Source organism: Bacillus cereus group sp. MYBK14-1 (assembly GCF_051916885.1).
Classification (GTDB): domain Bacteria; phylum Bacillota; class Bacilli; order Bacillales; family Bacillaceae_G; genus Bacillus_A; species Bacillus_A cereus.
On the sequence record NZ_JBQAHM010000007.1, the window covers coordinates 66,349 to 89,761 of the forward strand.

Here is a 23,413-nt window from a genome sequence, read left to right on the forward strand (position 1 = left end):
ATAGGGACAAACTATCATTTACATTGTACATATTTTGTTTAAATAAGGGAGGATTTTCAAGTGGCAAACGTAACTTTTAAAGGTAATCCAATGACTTTAGTTGGAACAGAAGTTAAAGTTGGCGATCAAGCGCCAAACTTCCAAGTATTAGCAAACGACTTATCTCCAGTAAGTTTAGAAACATACAAAGGTGAAGTGAAATTAATTAGTGTTGTACCTTCAATCGACACAGGTGTGTGTGATGCACAAACACGTCGTTTTAACCAAGATGCAGCAGGTATTGAAAACGCGAAAGTATTAACAATTAGCGCTGATTTACCATTCGCTCAAAAACGCTGGTGTGCAGCAAACGGTTTAGAAAATGTTGTTACACTTTCTGACCACCGCGACCTTTCATTCGGTGAAGCTTATGGCTTAGTAATGAAAGAGCTTCGTTTACTTGCTCGTGCAGTATTCGTAGTAGATAGCAATGACAAAGTAGTTTACGCAGAATACGTAAGCGAAGGTACAAGCCATCCAAACTATGAAGCAGCATTAGAAGCAGCTAAATCTGCGAAGTAATGTGATGAAAATGACCTCTTATAAAGAGGTCGTTTTTTCTCATATATTGCTCTGTAACAGCATCGATATATGAGAAAAAACGTTATATCATATATAACTAAAGGGGAGCTCTTGATAGGAGGTCGCTTTTTCTTTTTGGAAAAAATCACTTTGTGGTATGATATAAGTTATGTGTAAAAAAGAGAAGGAGGAATGTACGTGAGTCAGACAGTAGAAACATTATTTTCTATTTTTGATTCTTCTGCGGTAGTTTTACGTAAAGAATTAGATGTAACATATTTAGAGGCGCTTGTAGAGACAGGTGATAACTTGTTTGAGGGAGCGATTTTACAAGAGGAATTATCCGAATCAGCAATTGAAAGGCTGAATCGTGAATATAGTACGTTTAATGAAGAAACATATAAAGGTGAAGAAATTCGTAAAGCATTTCAGTTAGCCATCTTAAAAGGAATGAAAGAAGGCGTACAAGCGAATCACGAAATGACACCTGATGCAGTTGGAATGTTCATGAGTTACTTATTCCATAAATTTATGCAAGGTCAAAACGAGATCACAGTTTTAGATCCTGCAATTGGAACAGGTAACTTAATGACTACAGTGTTTAATAGCGCCAAAGAAGGACTAACAATGAGTGGATTTGGTGTAGAAGTGGATGAAGTGCTAATTAAACTTGCTTTAGTAAATGCAAATTTACAAAAGCATGCAATCGAATTCTTCCATCAAGATGGACTAGCACCACTTTATATCGATCCTGTTGATGCAGTCGTTTCAGACTTACCGGTTGGTTATTATCCAAACGAAATCGGTGCAAGTGAATATAAATTAAAAGCAGATGAAGGAATGTCGTATGCCCATCACTTATTTATTGAACAAAGTGTGAAACATACGAAAGAGGGCGGTTACTTATTCTTCTTAGTACCAAACTTCATTTTTGAAAGTGACCAGGCACCAAAATTACATGCATTTATTAAAGAAACATGCTTTATTCAAGGGTTATTACAGCTTCCTGTTTCCATGTTTAAAAACGAGAAAAATGCAAAAAGTATATTTGTTCTCCAAAAGAAAGGCGCTAATGTAACAATGCCAAAACAGGCGTTATTAGTGGAGTTGCCTAAATTCTCTAACATGAAGGCGATGGAAGACATTATGGATCAATTAAATACTTGGTTTGCAACACATAAATAAAGCTGGGTATATGTAACAGCATTAGTGATTCATGTAGTACAGTTTTATATAATATGTCATATTTTTAAATATATACAAGATTTAACTGAATTTTTTTGAAATCTGTAATATATATTTTTTCTTGGTGTTACAATTTTTTCACTTGAAATATATGTCGGACGATGTTTAAATTAAAATCGTGAGTATAAAATTTGCTAATGATGAAACGTTTTCATATTTGGTGAATTTGATCAGATAAAATCGAGCGGTTTGTGGAAACATCCACACAACTACCAAGAGAAAAAGGGGCGAAAGACTAGATGTCAAAAATCATCGCGATTAACGCAGGAAGCTCTTCCTTAAAGTTCCAATTATTTGAAATGCCAAGTGAAACAGTATTAACAAAAGGTTTAGTAGAACGTATCGGTTTAGAAGATAGTATCTTCACTATTACTGTAGATGGCGAAAAACAAAAAGAAATTACAAACATTCCAGATCACGCAGTAGCAGTTAATATGCTTCTTAAAAAGTTAACTGAAAACGGAATCGTTAAATCTCTAGATGAGATTGGCGGTATCGGTCACCGTGTTGTTCACGGCGGCGAAAAATTTGCTGACTCTGTTTTAATTACTGATGAAGTATTAGCTGATATCGAAGAATTAAGCGATTTAGCACCACTTCATAACCCAGCAAACGTTGTTGGTATTAAAGCATTCCAAGAAGTATTACCAAACGTACCAGCAGTAGCAGTATTCGATACAGCATTCCACCAAACAATGCCGGAATCTGCATTCCTATACAGCTTACCATATGAGTACTATGAAAAATTCGGCATCCGTAAATACGGTTTCCACGGAACTTCTCATAAATATGTAACTGAGCGTGCGGCTGAATTATTAGGTCGTCCAATTGAAAGCTTAAGCTTACTTTCTTGTCACTTAGGTAACGGTGCAAGTATCGCAGCAGTAGAAGGCGGTAAATCTATCGATACTTCTATGGGCTTCACACCACTTGCTGGTGTAACAATGGGTACACGTTCTGGTAACCTTGACCCTGCGTTAATTCCATACATCATGGAAAAAACAGGCCAAACAGTAGAAGAAGTGGTTAACGTATTAAACAAGAAGAGTGGTATGTTAGGTCTTACTGGTTACTCTAGTGACCTACGTGACATCATTGCGAAAGAAGAAGAAGGCGACCACCGTGCGAAAGTAGCACTTGATGTATTCGTAAGCCGTATCCACAAATACATCGGTTCTTACACTGCTCGTATGAAAGGTGTAGACGCAATCATCTTCACAGCTGGTGTAGGTGAAAACAGTGCGATTATTCGTGAGCGCGTATTAGAAGGCCTTGAGTACATGGGCGTATACTTCGATGCAAAACGTAATAACGTATTCGGTGAAGAAGCATTCATCAACTTCCCACACTCTCCAGTAAAAATTATCGTAATTCCAACTGACGAAGAAGTTATGATTGCTCGTGACGTACTACGTCTTGGAGATATTGGTTAATATATGAAAAGAAAGACGAGATCCTATAGGATTTCGTCTTTTTTCTTTTGGATGTATTTTAAAACTCCATCTGGATATAATATTTTTTCTTTCTGAATGAATGCCGTAATAGGAATCCATTTCGCATACGCTACTGTTTCTTCATCTTGTATATTTAATATTTTCATTTCATATAGTGACGTGTCTAATAAACGCAAAGAATATAGTTGAATGATTTCATGACCAATGTCTCCATCGAGATGAAAGACATTTTCTAAACACCCTAAATAATTGGTGATTTCTATCTCCGTATGAAGCTCTTCTTTAAACTCCCGAATAACAGTATGTGCTGATTTTTCACCAAGCTCAATTGAACCGCCAAGAGGACGATAATATATTTCGCCTTCTGTATAATATTCTTGTACGAGAAGGCGATCTTGATGTACAGCAAGACCGAAAGCTTTTGCACGTGGATACATATAGAATCACTCCTTATTTGTTTTGTATAAGGACGATTATAATGTATGGTGTGATAAAAGTATCGTGTATTTAAGTGTGCGGTCTAACTGTAATTCCATCAAATAAGTCTTTCCAAAATGCTTCATTGTATTGGTATACATCCATAATAGGACATTTCATAACGCAAATACGTTGTAATCCCCAATCTTCTTGGGTGATAGTTGGTATATCGGCAGGAATTAGTAACAGGACAGAGAATGTATGTGTAACGATTTGAGATAAAATTTGTTCTAGGGAACATGCTTCTTCATATGTTCCTCCAGTTCGAATAAATAATATGGATTCTGCCGTTTCAATTGTAGCTAGAAAACGATTAATACGATGTTCATAGTTTAACTTAATTTCTGTATAAGAAGGCCAAGAAGTTGGTGTATTTACATCTGTTTTAAAGTCATGACAGGAGTCAATTTCATAAAGGTTGTCCCTTAATCTTAATTTTGCATCATCATCCCAAAATGAGATGAAGGATAAATTTTCGAAATTTAAAAAGCGGTCAAATCGATTTTGTAATAATACATTCACTTTTTCTAATGAGGGACTTAGCATAAAATCAATAACGCCAAAAAATGGTGATAATTCTAATTGATATAATGCCCAAGCGGGCCAGCAGTTTTGTCCTAAGCTGAATACCGCATTATATTCTTTTTTTATATCGGATAGATTCATGTGATTTATCTCATCCTTTTTGTTAATATTTTATGCCATTCAAAAATGGTATGTGAATAAAGATAGACAAGCATATTTGCAAAGAATAAGCAGAAATATGTTACAATAGAAAAAAATCGAACGAGGTGGTTGTTACGATGCGATCGAAGCGAGAACAAGCCATTTTAGACAATATAAAAGAATGGGAAGCGCAATTAGTTGAGCAAGAAGCGACCGATTTTCAAAAAGTGTTTGATAAATGGTTACATGCTACAGTTGCGAAATTACCTGAGAAAAAGCGAAAAGAATTCTTCACGAAAGCAGATGGATGGCTCTTTCATTTGCATGCATTTATTCAAAGTTCACAAGCACAGTTAGATGCACGTAATCGGATTTTAGGAACATCAAGGTTATTTGATGAATCGATTGAACAGCTTGAAGATTTGAAAGCATTATCTATTGATCAATTGACATACATAGCAGAGCAGCAAACAGCACGTCATCGTCTATATTCATTTGTACAAGGTGGGGCAACAGGTGCTGGAGGTTTATTATTATTAACGGCGGATTTTCCGGTTATGATCGCGTTAAATGTGAAGGCAGTCCAACTTATTGCAACATCATTTGGACATGATGTGAACAAGCCGTATGAAATGATGCTTGCGTTAAAGGTGTTTCATGCGTCATTACTACCAGGAAGACTTCAGCAATATGCATGGTACAATTTATTGCAAGAGCTGGAGCAAGAAGATTCGTTCTTTTACGAAGGAGACGAAGCAGTGCTACAAACAGCTTCTACTGAGGTTGTGTTAAAACAAATTTTGAAGACATTTTCGATTTATGCTCTTCGTCGTAAATTATTCCAAGGTATACCGGTAATTGGAATGGCAATTGGATCTACAGTGAATTATCGTTTAACAAGAAACGTTACTGAATTTGCAAATAGATTTTATCAAGTGCGCCATATAGTCGAGAAAGAAAAAAGAGCATAAAAAAAGCGAGAGGCCGAAGCCTTTCGCTTTTTTAATTCGTTGCATGTTTTTTGGACATTGGAACAGATACTGGCTGCTTTTCTGCTGTTTTTTCTGTTTTTGGATAATAAATTAAATCCAATGTTTTTGCCTGTACGGCAATCGAAAGAATAGTAAAAGCAATTTCTGTCCAATTTAAATAATATAATGAAAGCGCAAGAACAATCGCGTCAAAAACGAAGAAAATTTGCCCAATTGTAAAACGAGTTCGTTTACTTAATACAATTGTTAAAATATCGTCTCCACCGGTTGCACCGCCAAATCGTAATATAAAACCGAGTCCAATACCAGCTAACGCACCGCCAACTGCTGCAGCTATAAATAAGTTATTTGATAAATCTACCGTAAATGGAGAATAATTTTCCATAAAGGAATAAAATACTCCGAATGAAATTGAACCTAGGAATGAATAACCAACCATTTTTCTACCTAAAAATGAAGCGCACAGTAAAATAATTGGGATATCCATTAATACAGTTGAAATAGATGGTGAAATATCATAAAAGTTTTGAATGAATAGTGCAATTCCTACAAATCCACCTTCTGTTAAGTGGTTTTGGAAGTGAATGTGATATAGCGCTGCTGCTAAAATAAATGAACCGATTAAAACCATAAAAATTTCTTTAATAATTTGCCGACTTTGGATGTTCCTCATCGTTATTCCTTCTTTCCGTAGTTAGTAGTCCTTTTTGTGTTGTAAACTAACTACGAGCTCACATGTAGCTTTCAGTTAGTTTACGAAAAAACTAACTACGCTATATGTCGCTGAAGAAATAACGAATAATCCTCTCGTCCATCAATTCTCCCTACCTTCGTTTTAGTTTAAGTCTTAAAACGACTAAACAAAACGTGGAGTAGGATTCGTCATTTAGCAATCCTGCTCTTCTTTGTTTTGTTTAGTTAGTAACAATTAAGTCCTAAACAAAACGCTATGTGTAAGAAGAGTCTTTTTTTTGCCAAATTATCCTTCGGGCAATCATAATTTCCCCACTCTCGTATTTTTTTCGCTAGACTAAAGTATCTGAGCTGAAAAATACGCTACGTGTATGATTCGTCAATACGATGCCACATGCTCCTTCGAGCGATCATGATATCAAAATCCCTTCCTTCAAGATTTATACTATTATATCATACTTTTAAAAAATGTATGCGGATGGAAACCGACAATAAACGGAGGGAATCTACAAAAAATGTTATGTTTAAATATTTTTGTAGAAAAGCCTAAGTTATTTCGGAGGATTGGACAGTTTATAACGGTTTGTCCAATAAGTAAGAAAAAAGGGTTTTATTCCGTTGTGTTCTTTTCATCACTTTTATCTTTAAAAAACGCATCCCAACTAATCACACTTAAAAAAGTTAAAGTGATAATAACGAAAGCACGCATAATTTTTAAACCTCCTTTTGTACATAGTATATGAATCATTCGATTCAGAATGTGTCATTTTTTTACAAGTCTTAACTATTATGAGAGTATATTAATATAGATAGATGAAGGGGAGAGTGAAGGTATGCTAAAAGACATGTTCAAAAGAAAAGAATTAATATGCATTTCATGTCAGAAAAAAATTCAATATGAAGAAGAGCTTGTTGCTTTTGTAAAGTTGCCGAAAGAAAGAAGTATATTAGTTGGTCCATTCGATGTATGTTTGGCGAAAACAGCACAAGAAATATATTGTAAATCATGTTATGACAAAAAAAGCATGACCCAAAGTTATTGAGGGGCATGCTTTTTTCATTGGTGTGCTTTCCCCTCAGATACATTTTGAGTGAGTCGATACCAAAGCCAAAGGTCATTAATGATGGAAGCAAGATCGGCAATTTCTGAATTTAGTTTACAAGAAACTTCGAAGTCTTCTTCGTTATTTAAATAATGTTGTTTTGTATTAATATAGTGCTCAAGTTCTTTTATACGATCAGGAATTTTCCCGCGAACTTGTTCCCATTTTAGTAAAATAGCATGTTGCATTTTTTCGGGGATTTCTTCCCAGTCTTCTTGTAAATGTGGAATTTCAATTCCTAGATGTTCATCGTATAAGAAATACTTTTCCATAAATTCACCCCCGTTTTCCTGCTTATATTGTACATAAAAACAGAAAGAAGTTCGACGAAATTGTTTGAAAAAATTTGAAAATGACTCTTGATACATTTTGTGAAAGGTGGTAAAGTGTGAATTATTATAAAAGAAAATGAATATTTATTCTTTAGGGGGATGCAAAATGGAGAAGAAAAAAGTTGTATTAGCATATTCCGGAGGTCTTGATACTTCCGTTGCAATTAAATGGTTACAAGAGAAGAATTATGATATTATCGCGCTTTGTTTAGACTTAGGGGAAGGTAAAGACTTAGCATTTGTAAAAGAAAAGGCACTTTCAGTAGGTGCAATTAAATCATATATGATTGATGTTCAAGAAGAATTTGCAAACGAATATGCATTGATGGCGATGCAAGCACACACATTATACGAAGGGAAATACCCTCTTGTCTCTGCATTATCTCGTCCGCTTATTGCGAAGAAATTAGTAGAAATCGCAGAACAAGAAGGCGCAACTGCAGTTGCACACGGATGTACAGGAAAAGGAAATGATCAAGTTCGTTTTGAAGTTTCTATTCAAGCATTAAATCCTTACTTAGAAGTGATTGCACCTGTACGTGAATGGAAGTGGTCACGTGAAGAAGAAATTGCATATGCAAAAGAAAACGATGTACCAATTCCGATTAATTTAGATAGCCCGTTTTCAATCGATCAAAACTTATGGGGACGCAGCAACGAATGTGGAATTTTAGAAGATCCATGGGCAGCGCCGCCAGAAGATGCATATGAGATGACATTGGCATTAGAAGATACACCGAATAAACCAGAGTTTGTAGAAATCGGATTTGAAGCAGGCGTACCGACTACTTTAAATGGCACTGCATATTCACTTGCAGAATTAATTAAAACGTTAAATGCGCTTGCTGGAAAACACGGCGTTGGACGTATTGATCACGTAGAAAATCGTCTTGTCGGTATTAAATCTCGTGAAGTATACGAATGCCCAGCAGCAATGACGTTAATCACTGCGCATAAAGAGTTGGAAGATTTAACACACGTAAAAGAAGTAGCACATTTTAAACCAGTGATTGAACAGAAAATAACAGAACTTATTTATAATGGTTTATGGTTCTCACCTTTAAAACAAGCGCTTCATGCATTTTTACAAGAAACGCAAAAGAATGTAACAGGTACAGTGCGTGTGAAATTATTTAAAGGTCATGCGATTGTAGAAGGACGTAAATCTGAATACTCTTTATACGATGAAAAATTAGCAACATATACTGCTCAAGATGAATTTAATCATGATGCAGCAGTTGGATTCATTTCATTATTCGGTTTACCGACGAAAGTATACAGCCAAGTGAATCAAAAGAAGGTGGAAGCGTGAGCAAACTTTGGGGCGGACGTTTTACAGAAGAAGCGGAAGCATGGGTTGAAGAGTTCGGAGCATCCATCTCCTTCGATCAACAATTAGTAAATCAAGATATAAAAGGAAGTATTGCGCACGTCACGATGCTAGCAAAGCAGGGCATCGTGACGAAAGAAGAAGCAGAGAAAATAAAGATAGGTCTTCAATATTTATTGAAAGAAGCAAAAGAGAATAAGCTACAATTTTCAGTAGAAGCAGAAGATATTCATTTAAACATCGAAAAAATGTTAATTGAACAAATTGGCGAAGTAGGAGGAAAACTTCACACTGGCCGAAGTCGTAATGATCAAGTAGCGACAGATATGCATTTGTATTTAAAAGAAAAGGTAGAACATATTATAAAAGCTACAAAACAATTGCAAACTGTTCTTGTTCAACAAGCAGAAAATAATATTGAAACCATTATGCCGGGCTATACGCACTTGCAGCGTGCCCAGCCGATTTCATTTGCTCATCATATTCTCGCTTACTTTTGGATGTTAGAGCGTGATGTGAATCGTTATGAAGATTCGTTAAAACGTATTAACATTTCGCCATTAGGAGCAGGAGCGTTAGCTGGAACGACATTCCCCATTGACCGAGAGTATAGTGCGGAGCTTCTTGGATTTAATGGAATCTATGAAAATAGTTTAGATGCAGTAAGCGATCGTGATTTCATACTGGAGTTCCTAAGTAACTCCTCTATGCTTATGATGCACTTATCACGCTTTTGCGAAGAACTTATTTTATGGAGTAGCCAAGAGTTTCAATTTATTGAAATGAGCGATCAATATGCAACGGGAAGCAGCATTATGCCGCAAAAGAAAAACCCGGATATGGCGGAACTAATCCGTGGTAAAACAGGCAGAGTATACGGTAATTTATTCAGTTTACTCACAGTAATGAAAGGATTACCGCTCGCTTACAATAAAGACTTACAAGAAGATAAAGAAGGAATGTTTGATACAGTTAAAACAGTAGAAGGATGCCTTCATATTATGGCGGGCATGCTTGAAACGATGACTGTAAACAAAGAAAAAATGGGGCAAGCTGTGACGCAAGATTTCTCCAATGCAACAGAAATTGCTGACTATTTAGCGAACAAAGGACTACCATTCCGTCAAGCTCATGAAATTGTTGGAAAGTTAGTGCTATATTGCACACAAAAAGGAATTTATTTATTAGATGTCTCTCTTGAAACATATAAAGAAATGAGCTCCTTATTTGAAGAAGATTTGTATGAAGTGCTGTCACCATATGCAGCTGTAAAGCGTCGTAACAGTGCTGGCGGGACTGGGTTTGAACAAATCAAAAACGCTTTGGAGAAGGCGAAGGGGTTAACGAAAGAAGTTATTAAGAATTGAGTTGGGAAGTACGCCAGTCTAGTAAAGTCTGGCGTACTTTATTTTTTACTAGCATTTAAGTTACAATGTAGTAAAAAATAACAATTTAGGGGAAGTCTATGAAAAAAATAGTGTTGATCATTGTACTGTTAATTAGCTTAATTGCAAATGCTAAAGTGTTTCTTTTGGACAAATATATGTATGTTGGTGAAAAAGAAAAGCGAGAAGAAGCGGTTATCGCAACGATGTGGCATTTACAAGATAAAGGATATAAAGAAAGTGATATTTTATATATAAAACCGGCCTTTTATAGCAAAATGGATTCTTATGGTATGAATGTACAGTTTAAAGATGAACCAAATGAATCATATACATATAGAGTTTTAAAAGATGCGAAAACAAATAAACTAACTGTACACCAAGATAGCAATGAGTCTGGTGGTATGGGCGGGAAACATCAAGAGCTTAAATAAAGAAAGAAAACGACTGATGGCATTCGCCTGCAGTCGTTTTCTTTTAATCATACTTATGTCGATCTTCCGTAATTCGAATATACTCAATATCCATCAAATCACGAAGTAATGCACCATTACTTAGTTCAACGCCGTGCTTCTCTTTAAAATGAGTGCGAATCGTATCTAGCATTTCAATTTCTTTGCCGTTCACATCTAAAATAATGCGTTCAGAATCATCCATATAGCATCCTCCTTTTTTACACATATATATTTTGTCCGTCTATTTCTAAAAAATGTATGTTAACGTAATGTTAGGAAATAAGAAAGGGATGGAAAATGAGACGTATTTATTTTATAGGGCTAATTTTGTACACATTCATTGTATTACATGTTGCATTCCCAAATATCTTTTCATTTGAGGATTTAGAAACAGTACACGTTGCGATATTTATTTTTGCTCTATTTGTAGTAGATTGCTTTATTTCTATATGGCTTTCGAAAAGAAAAGATATACAAGGCAAAAAAGAAATGGAACGGAAAAAGAGAAAACGTTCCTTTTGGATGATGACATACTGTTTGTCTTTAGTGCTTACTGCTGCTTTTTTTAGTGAACATATTCCATTAGAAAGAGTAAATATTGGATTTGGAGCATTCGTATTCGCATACTATTTTTTTATGCACTTTCTTCCTTATATGAAAGAAAAGCGAGGAGAAGAGGAAAATCCGCTTGTAGAAGAAGAGAAAGAACAAGAGCATAAGAGAATAGAAGGGGATATAAAGAAACTTGGAGAACAAAAGTGGTATTTAAAATCAAAAATCATATACGTTCTTTGCTTTATTACGCCGCCAATTGGTTATTTGTATGTTTTCTTATTTCGTAAAAAAATGACAGAAGGTGCAAGGCGAACGTACTTAACGGTTGCGACGATTATGATGGCATTATGGTCTTTGAAGTTTCTTCCGCCTTATGTGTTGGCAATTACCGTTGTTGTCGTAGCATGTCTTTTGTTTATAGTGAAGTTTATAAAATGAAAAACACCAAGCCTATGTGGACTTGGTGTTTTATCTATAAATTAAAGCTCACCTTGCTCTTCATCACCACGAACAACAAGGACATCGCATTTCGCATAGCGAATAATATGTTCAGAGACGCTACCAATTAGGAAACGCTCAACAGCATTTAAACCAGTCGCACCACACATAATTAAATCTACTTTATGGTTTGGAGCGATTTCTTTTGAAATTTTTGATTTAGGATTACCGAATTCTAATACAGTTTCAATTTTTTCAAGACCAGCTTCAAGCGCAGTTTTTTTGTAGTCTTCTAATAGGTCTTCTGCAAATAGATTTGCACGTTCCGCAATTGCACGGCTATAAGCTTCTACTGCTGAGTATGCTTTTACATCAACGATATGAGCAATTGTTAATGTTGCATTGTTGCGCTTTGCGACTTGAATTGCTTTTTTAAAGGCTTTTTCTGCTTCTTTAGAACCATCCACTGCGATTAAAATATTTGTATATGTATTATTCATAGTAAATTCCTCCCAATCTGTTTTATAACTGTTTACAACTTAATTATAAAACAAATTTTGGTAACGTGCTTGCCAGAAACGTTACAGAATTTTGAAAACTCTGTTTCAATTCATTTTAGTTGTAATTGGAGCGAGAACTTGTTACATATGAAGTATAGCAATTTAAAAGGGGGCAGTTTTGTGAGACATGCGCTCATTACAGCCGGTACGAAAGGTTTAGGAAAGCAAGTAACAGAAAAGTTATTGGCTAAAGGCTATTCAGTAACAGTAACGTACCATAGCGATATCACGGCTATGGAAACGATGAAAGAAACATATAAAGATGTGGAAGAGCGTCTACAATTCGTGCAAGCGGATGTCACGAAAAAGGAAGATTTACATAAAATAGTAGAAGAAGCGATGAGCCGTTTTGGCAAAATTGACTTTTTAATTAATAATGCTGGTCCATATGTATTTGAACGAAAAAAGTTAGTTGATTATGAAGAAGATGAATGGAATGAAATGATTCAGGGAAATTTAACAGCGGTATTTCATTTATTAAAACTTGTCGTTCCGGTCATGAGAAAACAGAACTTTGGCCGTATTATTAATTACGGATTTCAAGGGGCGGATAGTGCACCGGGATGGATTTATCGTTCAGCTTTTGCCGCAGCGAAAGTAGGACTTGTTTCATTAACGAAAACAGTTGCTTATGAAGAAGCGGAGTATGGTATCACTGCGAACATGGTATGTCCTGGTGATATTATTGGCGATATGAAAGAGGCAACTATTCAAGAAGCACGTCAGCTGAAAGAGCATAACACACCGATTGGTAGATCTGGAACAGGTGAAGATATTGCAAGAACCATTTCGTTTTTATGTGAGGACGATTCCGATATGATTACCGGTACAATTATTGAAGTGACTGGTGCAGTGGATGTTATTCATAGACATCGATAGAATAAAATAAGATGAAGTTTCGAATAATTGGACAGTTTATCCATTGTGCTGAGAGGTGCGGATAATACTGTCCTTTAATATAAAATTAAATCTATCGGAAAACTCGTGTTATTTTTTTGTCAAATATTGAGATATTATGTTAAAATATAAGAGCGTAGAAAGCGCTTTAAAAAATGATTCAGGGGTCATTTCATAACTCAAGGGGGAACTAATCATGCGTATCGGTATTCCAACAGAAATTAAAAACAATGAAAACCGTGTGGCAATGACGCCAGCGGGAGCAGTACATTTAGTACAAAATGGTCACGAAGTTTTTGTTCAAAAAGGAGCAGGTTTAGGATCTGGCTTTACAGATGAAGAATACGTACAAGCTGGTGCGAAACTTGTAGAAACTGCTGAAGAAGCATGGAATCAAGATATGGTTATGAAGGTAAAAGAGCCAGTAGCAAGTGAATACGGCTATTTCCGTGAAGGCTTAATCTTATTCACATACTTACACTTAGCTCCAGAACCAGAATTAACGAAAGCATTAATCGATAACAAAGTTGCATCAATCGCATACGAAACAGTACAATTAGACAATCGTTCTTTACCATTACTTGCACCTATGAGTGAAGTGGCTGGTCGTATGTCTGCACAAATCGGTGCACAATTCCTTGAGAAAAACAAAGGCGGTAAAGGTATTTTACTTGCAGGCGTTCCAGGGGTAAAACGCGGCAAAGTAACAATCATCGGCGGTGGTCAAGCTGGTACAAACGCAGCTAAGATTGCAGTAGGTTTAGGTGCAGATGTAACAATCATTGACTTAAGTGCAGAACGTCTTCGTCAATTAGATGATATTTTCGGTAACCAAGTAAAAACATTAATGTCTAATCCATACAACATTGCAGAAGCTGTTAAAGAATCTGACCTTGTTATTGGAGCAGTATTAATTCCGGGTGCAAAAGCGCCAAAACTTGTAACTGAAGAAATGATTCAATCAATGGAACCAGGTTCTGTCGTTGTAGATATCGCGATTGACCAAGGTGGTATTTTTGAAACAACTGATCGTATTACAACTCATGACAACCCAACTTACGAAAAACATGGCGTTGTTCATTATGCAGTTGCTAATATGCCAGGTGCAGTTCCACGTACGTCAACTCTTGCGTTAACAAACGTAACAGTACCATATGCAGTACAAATTGCTAACAAGGGCTACAAAGAAGCTTGCTTAGGCAACACTGCATTATTAAAAGGTATTAACACATTAGATGGTTATGTAACATTCGAAGCAGTTGCGGAAGCTCACGGCTTACAATACGCTGATGCAAAAGAGCTTCTTGAAAAAGCTCCTGCTTTATCATAATAGAAATACATTTGAGACCTTCCTTTTCGTGAGGATGGTCTTTTTTATATGGAGAAATAACATGTGAATAATTGTTATTTATTGGTGTAAATCGATTTTTATTATGATAATTTAGAATTATATAATAAAAAGAGGGGATGCGATGGGGAGCAAAAAGAGGAAGAAAAAACAGGCAAAGAGACAAAGGTATATAAAGAACAAAAAGGAACAGAACATACCTTTTTCACAAAAAGTAGTCATTACGATAGAGAAAACATTTCGGTATATTTGTATGGCTCTGTATGTAATTTTGTGTATGTATTCATTTGGAGTGTTTTACAGTTTTGGGATAACTCCCAATATTATTGAGAGCATTCTAGAATTTATACTTGTTGTAATAGAATTAGCCTTATTCGTTATACTCTTTGCTACAGTATGGCCTAGTCATGAAAGTAAAAAAGATAGAAAAAGAAGCAAAAAATCTTCATACGCTTCAAGCTCATCAAGTGGATTCGGTGACTACAGTAGCAATGACTGTAGTAGCTCAAGTGATGGTGGAGGAGATTGCGGAGGTGGTGGAGATTAAGTTAGTTTTTTAGAAGAACGACTAATGAAAGGATGGGACGAAAGATGGAGACTGTGAACTTAATAGAATTAACAAAGGATATTAAAGATCAACATAAAAACTTCGTCGTTTCAAATATAAACAGTCATTGCTTACGAATCGCTGTATTTACTGGTGAATATGATTGGCACTATCATTCTAATTCGGATGAATTATTTATTGTGTTAGAGGGAGAATTACTTATTGATTTTGAAGATGGAGAAACAGCGGTTTTAAAGCCAAATGATTCAATCTTAATTCCAGCATGTAAGATTCATAGAACGAGAGCATTAAAGAGAACTGTAAATCTTTGTTTTGAACATATAGAGGCGGATACGATTAAAGTGGAGCAATTATGAAAAAATTATCCGTAGCCGAGTATAGAAAAATCCTTCCGATTTTAGAAAGTCATACAAAAACGACGACGTTTGCTTATGCGGTATGTGATCAAGTGATAGATGGTGAGGTTTTTGCAAACGAGAAATTAACAGCAGGATTAATTATTACAGCTAACGGTATCTATTATTTATTTGGTGATACTGATGATCAAAATTATAACGAAGAGTTATTTTCATATTTAAAAACAGCTATTGAGAAAACAGAGAAGAGATTTACACTCTTTACTTCAAGTGAAGATTGGGAAATGATGTTAGAAGAGCGTTTTAGTAATACACTTCGGAACATCCCGCGAATGAAATTTCAAAGAGTAACCTTTGAGGAGAGAAAACGAGATTTTAACAAAAATACATATGAAGTGAAGCGTATTGATAGAAGAGATATAGAGCGAAGCAGTGAATTTAAAGAGGAGTACTACAAAGAATATTGGGGATCAAAAGAAACGTTTTTGAATAGTGGTTTTGGATTTTGTATAGAACAAGATGGGATAATTGTAGCTGAATGTGTCTCGATATTTAGCGGGAATGGTTATGCTGAAATAGATATTGCAACACATGAAGCGCATCAAGGGAAAGGATTAGCTCAAGCTGTTGCAACACGGTTCATTGAACATTGCATGCAAAATGATATTATACCGAGCTGGGATTGTTATGTAGACAATATTCCTTCGCGAAAATTAGCTAGTAAATTAAGTTTTTATCATCCAATAGAATACAGTTTGTTTGTACGTAAGAAAACGGGGGAAGAAAAATGAATGTAGAATTAACGAGATTTAAAGTTAAGCCTGGTAAGAGTCATCGAGTAAATGAATGGATGCAGCTTCTGAATGACAATATGAAAGAAGTACTTTTGACATTAAACGACGAAAAGATGTACGTTGAGACAATTTTCCGGGAAATAAGAGATGGAGAAGAGTACTTATATTGGTATTCTGTGCAAGGAGAAGGTGGGGCTCTTGTCGAAAATTCTCATTATGAAATTGATAAAAAGCACTTGGAATTTTGGTATGAGTGTATTGATGAAGAAGCACCCTCTGTTGATATGAAAACAGAAGTCGTTATGATTCAAGATGTTGTGAAGGACGCGATGAAATAATAGAATAGTATTTCAGAGAAGCGCATCAAAATGGATGTGCTTTTATTATGAAACAATTTATAAAAGCTGCATTTGGATGTCTTTAAGTGAAAATAAAGAGGGATACTGAGAATATTTTAGGATAAACTATAAAGTGAAACTTTAATCAGTGTGGGGTTCATCCCCCATCTAACTTCTTGCTTCCGCTGAATTTTGATGTGAGGTCTTACTGCCCGTTAATGCGGGATAAAGAAATAAAAAACACCAAACCAAAAGACCTACCAATATACGTTGTAGTCGTAACAGGCAAAACAGAGGATTTACAAAGTTTACAAGGAGCACCATATATTAAGGCTGCTGTAAGAGGTGTAACAGTTGAGAAATATTGATTACAAGCAATTAATGTGAATAATCAGAAAATTTATGTTATAATATGGGAAAAGGAGGTTTATATGAGGCAAATACATGGAGCAATTTATATTTACATAACAATGTTTTTCGTGGCGGTATCCTATGGATTGGGGCACGTGTATTCGCATCCTATACTAACTTTTTTAAGCGGAGCATGTATGGCGTTTGCGCTTCTTGTCCACCTTTTCTCAGTTTGGATCGTGAAATTTCAATTAAATATTAGTGAAATAGAAGAAGGCACTTTTTGAGTGGCCTTCTTTTTTTAATAATATTTTGGAAGTTCTTGTAGCAATTTTTCAATTTCGCATTCTGTTTCTTCGCATATAGAAAGCTTGCGCAGTCTGAAAAATAAGCTGCGTAAGAAAGATTTTATATTTCCGTATAGAAACTCGTATGATTCAATATGTAATGTTTGTTTTTGAACGGGTAATTGAGCTACTAAATCACGAAGGGCTAATATGAGTGCTTCTTCCTTTAAGCCATTTTGTAGCATTGCGACAATCGGATAAACGATACGTTCATCTTCTTCATATTTGTAATAGATGGAATGAACACAAACTTTGTTTAATAAAGTTTGTAATATTTCTTCGTAATATAAAGTTTCCAGTTTAGGACTATTCACAAGCGCCTCAAATGTATCAGAAGCATGAGCGATACTATGTGCCCAGCCGTGTTTTTGCACATATCCCCGGAAATCATGTTCGTTGTTCATATATAGAATTAGTTGATCTTTTACATTTGAAATATCAGTCTGTGATAAGAAATTATGATTTGTATCAGCATCAATAATGAGGGCAATTAATAATGTTGTAAATGCTCGGGTAAATACCGCATCTTCATCATCTGAATGAATCTTATACAATAAATATTTTTCACCGATGCTTTCTAATAATAGTTTCTGTAATTGTGTGTGTGAAAGATATTCCTTCTTGATGAGATGAAAAAAAGTAGAGTAGATGAGTTTGTCCCTTAAATAGCTATCAGTATCGCCAATTTGCTCAAGCATATTGGAACTTAAAGAATCAATGTTAAGTGTGTTATCCAGTATGTAATTATTATTACGAATTTCTTCTAACTGTTGTTGTAACATATAAACCCCCTATTTTAGAAAATTCTGTATTTTAATAGTATAATAGAAGGAAGAAATAGACAATAAATAAGTGCATTTGAATGGAGGGGCATGATGAAGAGAGCGTTATTCTTTTTCATTAGTATTTTCTTTTTAGGAAGCTGCTCGATTTGGTATTTTACTTTTTCTAGCGAGAGCAAAAGTTGGACTGGACAATATAAAGGGCATATTAAGGATGACAGTGAAGATGGAATGTTTACGTTTCAATATAAGGGCGGGGATGGAAAGACAGAATTTAAAAACTTAGAGATTGCTATTAATGGAGCCTTTAGTACAATGACACAAACGTCAGAAGTTCATAGAGGAGCAAAGGTTGAAATGAAGTCTTCTTGTGTAAGTTGCGCGCCTATCTCTAAAGATGAACCTATAGAAGTTGTGATTAAATGGGATGATAAGTATGAGGAGAAGATGGTGTTAAATTTGAAATAGCCTAGAGTAAGGAGTTAAAAATGAATAGGCATATGAAAATTGTTATGTTTTTAAGTGTATTTCTAGTCGTATTATCAGCGTGTGATACAAAACAAGTAGAGCAAGTAACGGTAAAAGAAGTACCTAAAGAAGGGTATATCATATTAAGAAATGACACGATGTTTTTTGCCGATGATAAAACGGTTGAAACAAAAGTAGAGTTGCAACATTATATAGAACAACAAATGAATAAAGAGCATCCAGCACATATAGTCTTGAGCTTTAAGGACAAAGACGCATATAAACAGTTAAAAACAGGGGATAAAATAAAAGTATGGTTTTCTCAAATACTTGAAAGTTATCCAGCAAAAATGATTGTAGAGAAATTTGAAATAGTAGGGAAATAGAAAAAGGCAGCACTCCCGCTGCCTTTTTCTATTATTTTACAAATTGTAACTCTTTCGGGAATTTCGTTAAAATTTCTGATCCGTCTTTTGTGATGTAAATATCATCTTCAATACGAACGCCACCTACGTTTGGTACGTAAATACCAGGTTCGATTGTGAAGACCATACCTTCTTTTAATGGAGACTCGTTACCAGCTTTTACATCTGGATATTCGTGTACGCTAATTCCAAGTCCGTGACCAAGTCGGTGTGGGAAGAAGTCTCCGTAACCTGCATCTGCGATAACAGAACGAGCAGCGTTGTCGATTGCGCCAAGTGTAACACCTGGTTTACATGCTTCAACTGCTTGTAGTTGTCCAGCAAGTACAGTGTTGTAAATACGAGTTTGTTCTTCAGAAATCTCGCCGAATGCCACTGTACGTGTAATATCAGAGCAATAACCGTCAATGATTACGCCTAAATCAAATAGTACGAAATCACCGCGTTTCATTTTGTTTGCGCCAGGAATACCGTGTGGAAGAGCTGAGTTCGCACCTGCTAATACCATCGTATCAAATGACATTTTATGTATGCCTTTTGTTTTTAATTCGTGTTCAATAATTGCTAATACTTCTAGTTCACTACGATCTTCTTTAATTGCATTTACACCAACTTCAACAGCATAGTCCGCCATTTTAGCTGCTTCGCGTAAAATAGAAAGTTCTTTTTCATCTTTAATTAAACGAAGTTCGCGAACTTTCTCCTCAGCTGATTTGAAAGCTGCATTTGGGAATAATTTCGTTAATTCTTCGTAGCGCTCTACGTTTAAATGTTCTTTTTCAATTGCAACTGCATTTGCATTGATGCCGCGGTCTTTAATTGCTTTTGCAATCATATCCCATGGTCTGTCAGTATCAGTAAATCCGATAATTTCATGTGCCCAGCCAGCGTTACGTGCTTGACCTTCTTCCATTTTAGGGCAAATTAAAATAGGTTCTTTTTCTTGGAATACAAACATACCAAGTAATCTTTCGTGTGGTTCACAGTGGAAGTTTGTCATGTAGAAGACGTTTGGTGTAGAAGTTAAGAACGCAGCTTCTACGTTTTTTTCTTTTAGCCATTGCATTAAATTTTCTAATCTAGCATTCATCGATTGGCACCCCCGAGATATTTAATTACAAATATAACTTTAACTCGGAAGAAAGCGTTATGACAAGTAAATAGATGTTAGAAAAGACAGGGAATTGAAAAATCATGTAGAATACAAAGTGAGAATGTGAACAGGGGAGGAATGTAATAATGAAAGTATCTTATCATGGACATTCAGTTGTGAAAATTGAGGCGAATGGAAAAGTTATTTTAATTGACCCGTTTTTAACAGGTAATCCGAAAACAGATTTAAAAACTGAAGATGTAAAAGTGGATGCAATTCTTTTATCGCATGGACACGGTGATCATGTTGGAGATACAGTAGAACTTGCGAAGAAAAATAATGCAGTTGTTGTAGCGCCATTTGAACTAGCAACATTTTTAAGTTGGCAAGGTGTAAATACACACCCGATGCATATTGGTGGTTCACATGAATTTGACTTCGGAAAAGTGAAGTTTACACAAGCATTCCACGGCTCTAGTTATATTGATGAAGAAAATAAGACGATTACATATACAGGTATGCCAGCAGGTATTTTATTTACAGCAGAAGAGAAAACTGTATACCACGCAGGAGATACTGCACTATTCTCTGATATGAAGTTAATTGGGGAATTAAATAAAGTTGATCTAGCATTTTTACCAATTGGTGATAATTTCACAATGGGGCCAGAAGATGCTGTACTAGCGGCAAAATGGATTAATGCGAAAACTGTTGTACCGATGCATTACAATACGTTCCCAGTTATTGAACAAGATCCATATCAATTTGTAGAAAAGCTACAAAATTGTACAGGGAAAGTATTAGAAGCTGGAGAAAGTATTACACTATAGAAAAGAAACCCTTCATTTGAAAAGAAAAGTGAAGGGTTTTTTACGTGTGTAGGACAGCTTTTAATGCTTGTATTTGTTTTGGTGATTCTTCTCTTTTGGTACGTGGTTGTTCAGGTGTTTCATTCAATTCCATTGCAACTTTTTTCCCATCTACGAAAGCTAAAAATACAGCACCTACAACCTCTAAAAGTTTTTTCATCATGTGTTCGCTCCTTTGTTTTATTTCTTGTCTTAATTGTATAGGCAATTAAGTGGGCGAACTATCGAATGAGATGACAATAGCATTACATTGTTGTAATAGAATGACTGGTGGAATGTAAGCGTCATTTTGTTATAAAAAAAATAGTACAGGTATGCAAAGAGAGAGTGTAACAGTTTTGAAAATATAGTATACTAAAAGTACAACACATGAAGAATTTAGGGAAAAGAAAGTATGGTGAAACCATTTGGCTACCAAGCATAACCAAATTTTAGAACATATTAATAGCCTGCCAGTAGGCCATAAAATTTCTGTAAGACAAATTGCGAAAGATTTGAGTGTAAGTGAAGGGACCGCTTACCGTGCAATTAAAGATGCAGAAAATAAAGGATATGTTAGTACAATTGAACGTGTCGGAACAATTCGAATTGAACAAAAGAAGAAAGAGAATATCGAAAAACTGACATATGCAGAAGTCGTTAACATTGTCGACGGTCAAGTACTTGGAGGCAGAGAAGGACTACATAAAACATTAAATAAATTCGTAATCGGAGCTATGAAATTAGAAGCGATGATGCGCTATACAGAAGCTGGGAATTTACTCATTATTGGTAACCGTACCAATGCACATGAATTAGCGCTAGAAACTGGAGCCGCTGTATTAATTACGGGCGGATTTGATACGGAAGATCATGTGAAGAAATTAGCAGACGAATTAAAGCTGCCGATCATTTCAAGTAGCTACGATACATTTACGGTCGCAACGTTAATTAATCGTGCAATTTATGACCAACTTATTAAGAAAGAAATTGTACTCGTTGAAGATATTTTAACGCCAATTGAAGAAACGTTATATTTAAAGCCGAGTGATACAGTACAGCAATGGCATGCATATAACGAAGAGACAATGCACGGAAGATATCCAATTGTCGATGAAAGTAACAAAGTACTAGGAATCGTAACTTCAAAAGATATGATCGGAGTAGCGAAAGAAACACCAATTGATAAAGTAATGACAAAACACCCAATTACAGTGAACGGTAAAATGTCTGTCGCAGCTGCGGCACGTATGATGGTGTGGGAAGGAATTGAATTACTTCCTGTCGTTGAGGAAGGAAACAAACTGCAAGGTATTATTAGCCGTCAAGATGTACTTCAGGCACTGCAAATGATTCAACGTCAGCCACAAGTTGGAGAAACCATTGATGATATTGTAACGAATCAATTTATGACACCAAAAGAAGCGAAGAATGAGCATCTATATCAATTTTCGGTGACGCCGCAAATGACGAACTCAATCGGGACGTTATCGTACGGTGTATTTGCAACAATTGTGACAGAAGCGACAAATCGCGTCATTCGTGCGCAAAAGAAAAGTGATTTAATTGTTGAAAACTTAACGATTTATTTCGTAAAGCCGGTTCAAATTGATAATGTTGTATCTGTTCATCCGAAAGTATTAGAAATTGGACGTAAATTTGGTAAGGTCGATGTAGAGGTGCATCATGAAGGTAATGTTGTTGGAAAAGCATTACTTATGGTTCAGTTAATCGATAAATAAAAAGATGGAACAAATCGTTTTGATTTGTTCCATCTTTTTTTGTTGTTTTAAATTTGAAAGGCATGATTTTAGATGGGAGTTTTAGTGAAATATGTATGGGATGGAGTGGAAAAGTAATGTGAGAAAAGACGGAATAATAATTCAATTCAGTTGTATATTGTGTTATGATTATATTGTAAGAAAATGGAATCGCGAGAGGTGGTATGCATTATGTCGTCAGCCGTACTCTTTTTTGGTAGTATCGCACTATTTTACTTTCTTGTAATGATACCGATTCAATATTTATATTTACAAGGTTTACATGAAAAAAAGGAAAAGACAGGATTATCTCAGCGAGAGCTATATGAAAAAATGTCTTTTGGAGAAGAACAATTACATTTTCACGTACAAGGGAACCCATTTAATATACCATCTGCGTTTGTTGCGTATATGATTTTGAAAGTTAAGGGACGTAAAAAAGCATCACAATATTGATGCTTTTTTACGTTGCTTCATAGACTTCAGCTTCTTTAACTGCTAATGGCAAGAAATGTTTGTATTGGCGAAACCCGTTAAATACACTTGCACTACCAAATAGAACGAATAAAACACCAACGATAATACGAGCGGTTGAAAGTTCTAAAAAGAATTGGTTTATCCCGAAAAATAAAACGAATGAACCGAGTGCCATTGCGGATTTTCCTGAGAGCCAACCTTTCTCCATTGGGCGGTTTGTACGAAAGTATTTTGTTTTGTAAAAGAGGTACAACATAAATGAGACGATAATACAGAAGACTAATACTGGCATAATGAACACTCCCATCGCTTTGT

At 35.5% G+C, this 23,413-nt stretch carries 31 protein-coding genes; 21 read left to right on the plus strand and 10 right to left on the minus strand.

Going from position 1 to position 23,413, the window contains the following annotated elements:
- The first annotated feature begins 60 nt into the window (after window positions 1–60).
- From tpx to ackA, 3 genes are all read left to right on the plus strand, one after another.
- On the plus strand, window positions 61–561 hold the full coding sequence (gene tpx, locus ACTFR3_RS18660) for a thiol peroxidase (protein WP_000024525.1): 501 nt from the start codon (window positions 61–63) through the stop codon (window positions 559–561).
- Window positions 562–759: 198 nt separating this feature from the next.
- Window positions 760–1,746 (plus strand): class I SAM-dependent methyltransferase, encoded by a 987-nt coding sequence (locus ACTFR3_RS18665; protein ID WP_000084367.1) that lies wholly within the window; start codon window positions 760–762, stop codon window positions 1,744–1,746.
- Between the two features lie 299 nt (window positions 1,747–2,045).
- On the plus strand, window positions 2,046–3,239 hold the full coding sequence (ackA, locus tag ACTFR3_RS18670) for an acetate kinase (RefSeq protein WP_000034574.1): 1,194 nt from the start codon (window positions 2,046–2,048) through the stop codon (window positions 3,237–3,239).
- A gap of 23 nt (window positions 3,240–3,262) precedes the next feature.
- Here the strand turns inward: ackA and ACTFR3_RS18675 are convergent, their stop codons facing one another.
- Window positions 3,263–3,697, minus strand: a complete 435-nt coding sequence (locus ACTFR3_RS18675; protein WP_000283500.1) for an NUDIX hydrolase — start codon at window positions 3,695–3,697, stop codon at window positions 3,263–3,265.
- A gap of 70 nt (window positions 3,698–3,767) precedes the next feature.
- Window positions 3,768–4,403 (minus strand): DUF1796 family putative cysteine peptidase, encoded by a 636-nt coding sequence (locus ACTFR3_RS18680; RefSeq protein WP_001053729.1) that lies wholly within the window; start codon window positions 4,401–4,403, stop codon window positions 3,768–3,770.
- A 137-nt stretch (window positions 4,404–4,540) separates the two neighbouring features.
- Between ACTFR3_RS18680 and ACTFR3_RS18685 the strand changes: the two genes are divergently transcribed.
- Window positions 4,541–5,374, plus strand: a complete 834-nt coding sequence (locus ACTFR3_RS18685; RefSeq protein WP_001256850.1) for an EcsC family protein — start codon at window positions 4,541–4,543, stop codon at window positions 5,372–5,374.
- Between the two features lie 31 nt (window positions 5,375–5,405).
- Here ACTFR3_RS18685 and ACTFR3_RS18690 read toward each other — a convergent pair whose 3' ends face one another.
- A complete protein-coding gene (locus ACTFR3_RS18690; protein ID WP_440044683.1) occupies window positions 5,406–6,068 on the minus strand; it encodes a YitT family protein in 663 nt (220 codons plus the stop codon).
- An 853-nt stretch (window positions 6,069–6,921) separates the two neighbouring features.
- Between ACTFR3_RS18690 and ACTFR3_RS18695 the strand changes: the two genes are divergently transcribed.
- On the plus strand, window positions 6,922–7,131 hold the full coding sequence (locus ACTFR3_RS18695; protein WP_000910274.1) for a hypothetical protein: 210 nt from the start codon (window positions 6,922–6,924) through the stop codon (window positions 7,129–7,131).
- Between the two features lie 14 nt (window positions 7,132–7,145).
- Here ACTFR3_RS18695 and ACTFR3_RS18700 read toward each other — a convergent pair whose 3' ends face one another.
- A complete protein-coding gene (locus ACTFR3_RS18700; RefSeq protein ID WP_000417218.1) occupies window positions 7,146–7,463 on the minus strand; it encodes a hypothetical protein in 318 nt (105 codons plus the stop codon).
- A 166-nt stretch (window positions 7,464–7,629) separates the two neighbouring features.
- On the opposite strand from ACTFR3_RS18700, the gene ACTFR3_RS18705 reads away from it, so the two are divergent.
- The 3 genes from ACTFR3_RS18705 to ACTFR3_RS18715 all read left to right on the plus strand — a co-directional run bounded on the left by ACTFR3_RS18705 (window position 7,630) and on the right by ACTFR3_RS18715 (window position 10,672).
- Window positions 7,630–8,835 carry an argininosuccinate synthase gene (locus ACTFR3_RS18705; protein ID WP_000412315.1) on the plus strand — a complete coding sequence of 402 codons (1,206 nt, stop codon included), beginning with the start codon at window positions 7,630–7,632 and terminating at the stop codon, window positions 8,833–8,835.
- Complete coding sequence (argH, locus tag ACTFR3_RS18710; RefSeq protein WP_000041246.1) at window positions 8,832–10,220, plus strand: argininosuccinate lyase; 1,389 nt, start codon at window positions 8,832–8,834, stop codon at window positions 10,218–10,220. The genes ACTFR3_RS18705 and argH overlap by 4 nt, the downstream gene beginning before the upstream one ends.
- Before the next feature lie 98 nt (window positions 10,221–10,318).
- Entirely contained in the window at window positions 10,319–10,672 is a 354-nt protein-coding gene (locus tag ACTFR3_RS18715) for a DUF3139 domain-containing protein (RefSeq protein WP_000725032.1), read from the plus strand.
- Window positions 10,673–10,715: 43 nt separating this feature from the next.
- On the opposite strand, the gene ACTFR3_RS18720 is transcribed toward ACTFR3_RS18715, so the two are convergent.
- A complete protein-coding gene (locus ACTFR3_RS18720; protein ID WP_000342760.1) occupies window positions 10,716–10,895 on the minus strand; it encodes a hypothetical protein in 180 nt (59 codons plus the stop codon).
- A 95-nt stretch (window positions 10,896–10,990) separates the two neighbouring features.
- Between ACTFR3_RS18720 and ACTFR3_RS18725 the strand changes: the two genes are divergently transcribed.
- Window positions 10,991–11,686, plus strand: coding sequence for a hypothetical protein (locus ACTFR3_RS18725; protein WP_001252878.1), 696 nt, complete (start codon window positions 10,991–10,993; stop codon window positions 11,684–11,686).
- 41 nt (window positions 11,687–11,727) lie between these two features.
- Here the strand turns inward: ACTFR3_RS18725 and ACTFR3_RS18730 are convergent, their stop codons facing one another.
- Complete coding sequence (locus ACTFR3_RS18730) at window positions 11,728–12,186, minus strand: universal stress protein (protein WP_001066673.1); 459 nt, start codon at window positions 12,184–12,186, stop codon at window positions 11,728–11,730.
- Between the two features lie 147 nt (window positions 12,187–12,333).
- Between ACTFR3_RS18730 and ACTFR3_RS18735 the strand changes: the two genes are divergently transcribed.
- From ACTFR3_RS18735 to ACTFR3_RS18765, 7 genes are all read left to right on the plus strand, one after another.
- A complete protein-coding gene (locus ACTFR3_RS18735) occupies window positions 12,334–13,125 on the plus strand; it encodes an SDR family oxidoreductase (protein ID WP_002024902.1) in 792 nt (263 codons plus the stop codon).
- Window positions 13,126–13,339: 214 nt separating this feature from the next.
- On the plus strand, window positions 13,340–14,473 hold the full coding sequence (ald, locus tag ACTFR3_RS18740; protein WP_001219403.1) for an alanine dehydrogenase: 1,134 nt from the start codon (window positions 13,340–13,342) through the stop codon (window positions 14,471–14,473).
- Between the two features lie 142 nt (window positions 14,474–14,615).
- Window positions 14,616–15,038 (plus strand): hypothetical protein, encoded by a 423-nt coding sequence (locus ACTFR3_RS18745; protein WP_000534945.1) that lies wholly within the window; start codon window positions 14,616–14,618, stop codon window positions 15,036–15,038.
- A 44-nt stretch (window positions 15,039–15,082) separates the two neighbouring features.
- Complete coding sequence (locus tag ACTFR3_RS18750) at window positions 15,083–15,415, plus strand: cupin domain-containing protein (protein ID WP_000450925.1); 333 nt, start codon at window positions 15,083–15,085, stop codon at window positions 15,413–15,415.
- Window positions 15,412–16,206 (plus strand): GNAT family N-acetyltransferase, encoded by a 795-nt coding sequence (locus tag ACTFR3_RS18755; protein ID WP_000736743.1) that lies wholly within the window; start codon window positions 15,412–15,414, stop codon window positions 16,204–16,206. The genes ACTFR3_RS18750 and ACTFR3_RS18755 overlap by 4 nt, the downstream gene beginning before the upstream one ends.
- A complete protein-coding gene (locus tag ACTFR3_RS18760; protein WP_001100217.1) occupies window positions 16,203–16,547 on the plus strand; it encodes a DUF6176 family protein in 345 nt (114 codons plus the stop codon). Before ACTFR3_RS18755 ends, ACTFR3_RS18760 begins: the two co-directional genes overlap by 4 nt.
- 431 nt (window positions 16,548–16,978) lie before the next feature.
- Window positions 16,979–17,185 (plus strand): hypothetical protein, encoded by a 207-nt coding sequence (locus tag ACTFR3_RS18765; protein ID WP_001248908.1) that lies wholly within the window; start codon window positions 16,979–16,981, stop codon window positions 17,183–17,185.
- Window positions 17,186–17,199: 14 nt separating this feature from the next.
- Here ACTFR3_RS18765 and ACTFR3_RS18770 read toward each other — a convergent pair whose 3' ends face one another.
- Window positions 17,200–18,027 carry a DUF2785 domain-containing protein gene (locus ACTFR3_RS18770; protein ID WP_000941475.1) on the minus strand — a complete coding sequence of 276 codons (828 nt, stop codon included), beginning with the start codon at window positions 18,025–18,027 and terminating at the stop codon, window positions 17,200–17,202.
- Between the two features lie 93 nt (window positions 18,028–18,120).
- On the opposite strand from ACTFR3_RS18770, the gene ACTFR3_RS18775 reads away from it, so the two are divergent.
- Together ACTFR3_RS18775 and ACTFR3_RS18780 are read left to right on the plus strand one after the other, a co-directional pair.
- On the plus strand, window positions 18,121–18,495 hold the full coding sequence (locus ACTFR3_RS18775; RefSeq protein ID WP_000816717.1) for a hypothetical protein: 375 nt from the start codon (window positions 18,121–18,123) through the stop codon (window positions 18,493–18,495).
- A 20-nt stretch (window positions 18,496–18,515) separates the two neighbouring features.
- Window positions 18,516–18,881, plus strand: coding sequence for a DUF3221 domain-containing protein (locus tag ACTFR3_RS18780; protein ID WP_001079377.1), 366 nt, complete (start codon window positions 18,516–18,518; stop codon window positions 18,879–18,881).
- A 31-nt stretch (window positions 18,882–18,912) separates the two neighbouring features.
- On the opposite strand, the gene pepQ is transcribed toward ACTFR3_RS18780, so the two are convergent.
- Entirely contained in the window at window positions 18,913–20,010 is a 1,098-nt protein-coding gene (gene pepQ, locus ACTFR3_RS18785) for a Xaa-Pro dipeptidase (RefSeq protein ID WP_000994026.1), read from the minus strand.
- Window positions 20,011–20,159: 149 nt separating this feature from the next.
- Between pepQ and ACTFR3_RS18790 the strand changes: the two genes are divergently transcribed.
- Window positions 20,160–20,843: a metal-dependent hydrolase gene (locus ACTFR3_RS18790; protein WP_000868927.1), complete on the plus strand. Its 684-nt coding sequence runs from the start codon at window positions 20,160–20,162 to the stop codon at window positions 20,841–20,843.
- A gap of 40 nt (window positions 20,844–20,883) precedes the next feature.
- Here the strand turns inward: ACTFR3_RS18790 and ACTFR3_RS18795 are convergent, their stop codons facing one another.
- Window positions 20,884–21,045 (minus strand): hypothetical protein, encoded by a 162-nt coding sequence (locus ACTFR3_RS18795; protein ID WP_000976303.1) that lies wholly within the window; start codon window positions 21,043–21,045, stop codon window positions 20,884–20,886.
- Window positions 21,046–21,289: 244 nt separating this feature from the next.
- Here ACTFR3_RS18795 and ACTFR3_RS18800 point away from each other — a divergent pair, with 244 nt between their 5' ends.
- Together ACTFR3_RS18800 and ACTFR3_RS18805 are read left to right on the plus strand one after the other, a co-directional pair.
- The gene (locus ACTFR3_RS18800; RefSeq protein ID WP_000201572.1) at window positions 21,290–22,603 is read left to right on the plus strand and encodes a CBS domain-containing protein; all 1,314 of its coding nucleotides are present in this window, start codon (window positions 21,290–21,292) and stop codon (window positions 22,601–22,603) included.
- Between the two features lie 210 nt (window positions 22,604–22,813).
- Window positions 22,814–23,077, plus strand: coding sequence for a DUF3949 domain-containing protein (locus ACTFR3_RS18805; RefSeq protein ID WP_000093045.1), 264 nt, complete (start codon window positions 22,814–22,816; stop codon window positions 23,075–23,077).
- Between the two features lie 7 nt (window positions 23,078–23,084).
- Here ACTFR3_RS18805 and ACTFR3_RS18810 read toward each other — a convergent pair whose 3' ends face one another.
- Entirely contained in the window at window positions 23,085–23,390 is a 306-nt protein-coding gene (locus ACTFR3_RS18810) for a YtpI family protein (RefSeq protein ID WP_001144776.1), read from the minus strand.
- Window positions 23,391–23,413: the final 23 nt, after the last annotated feature.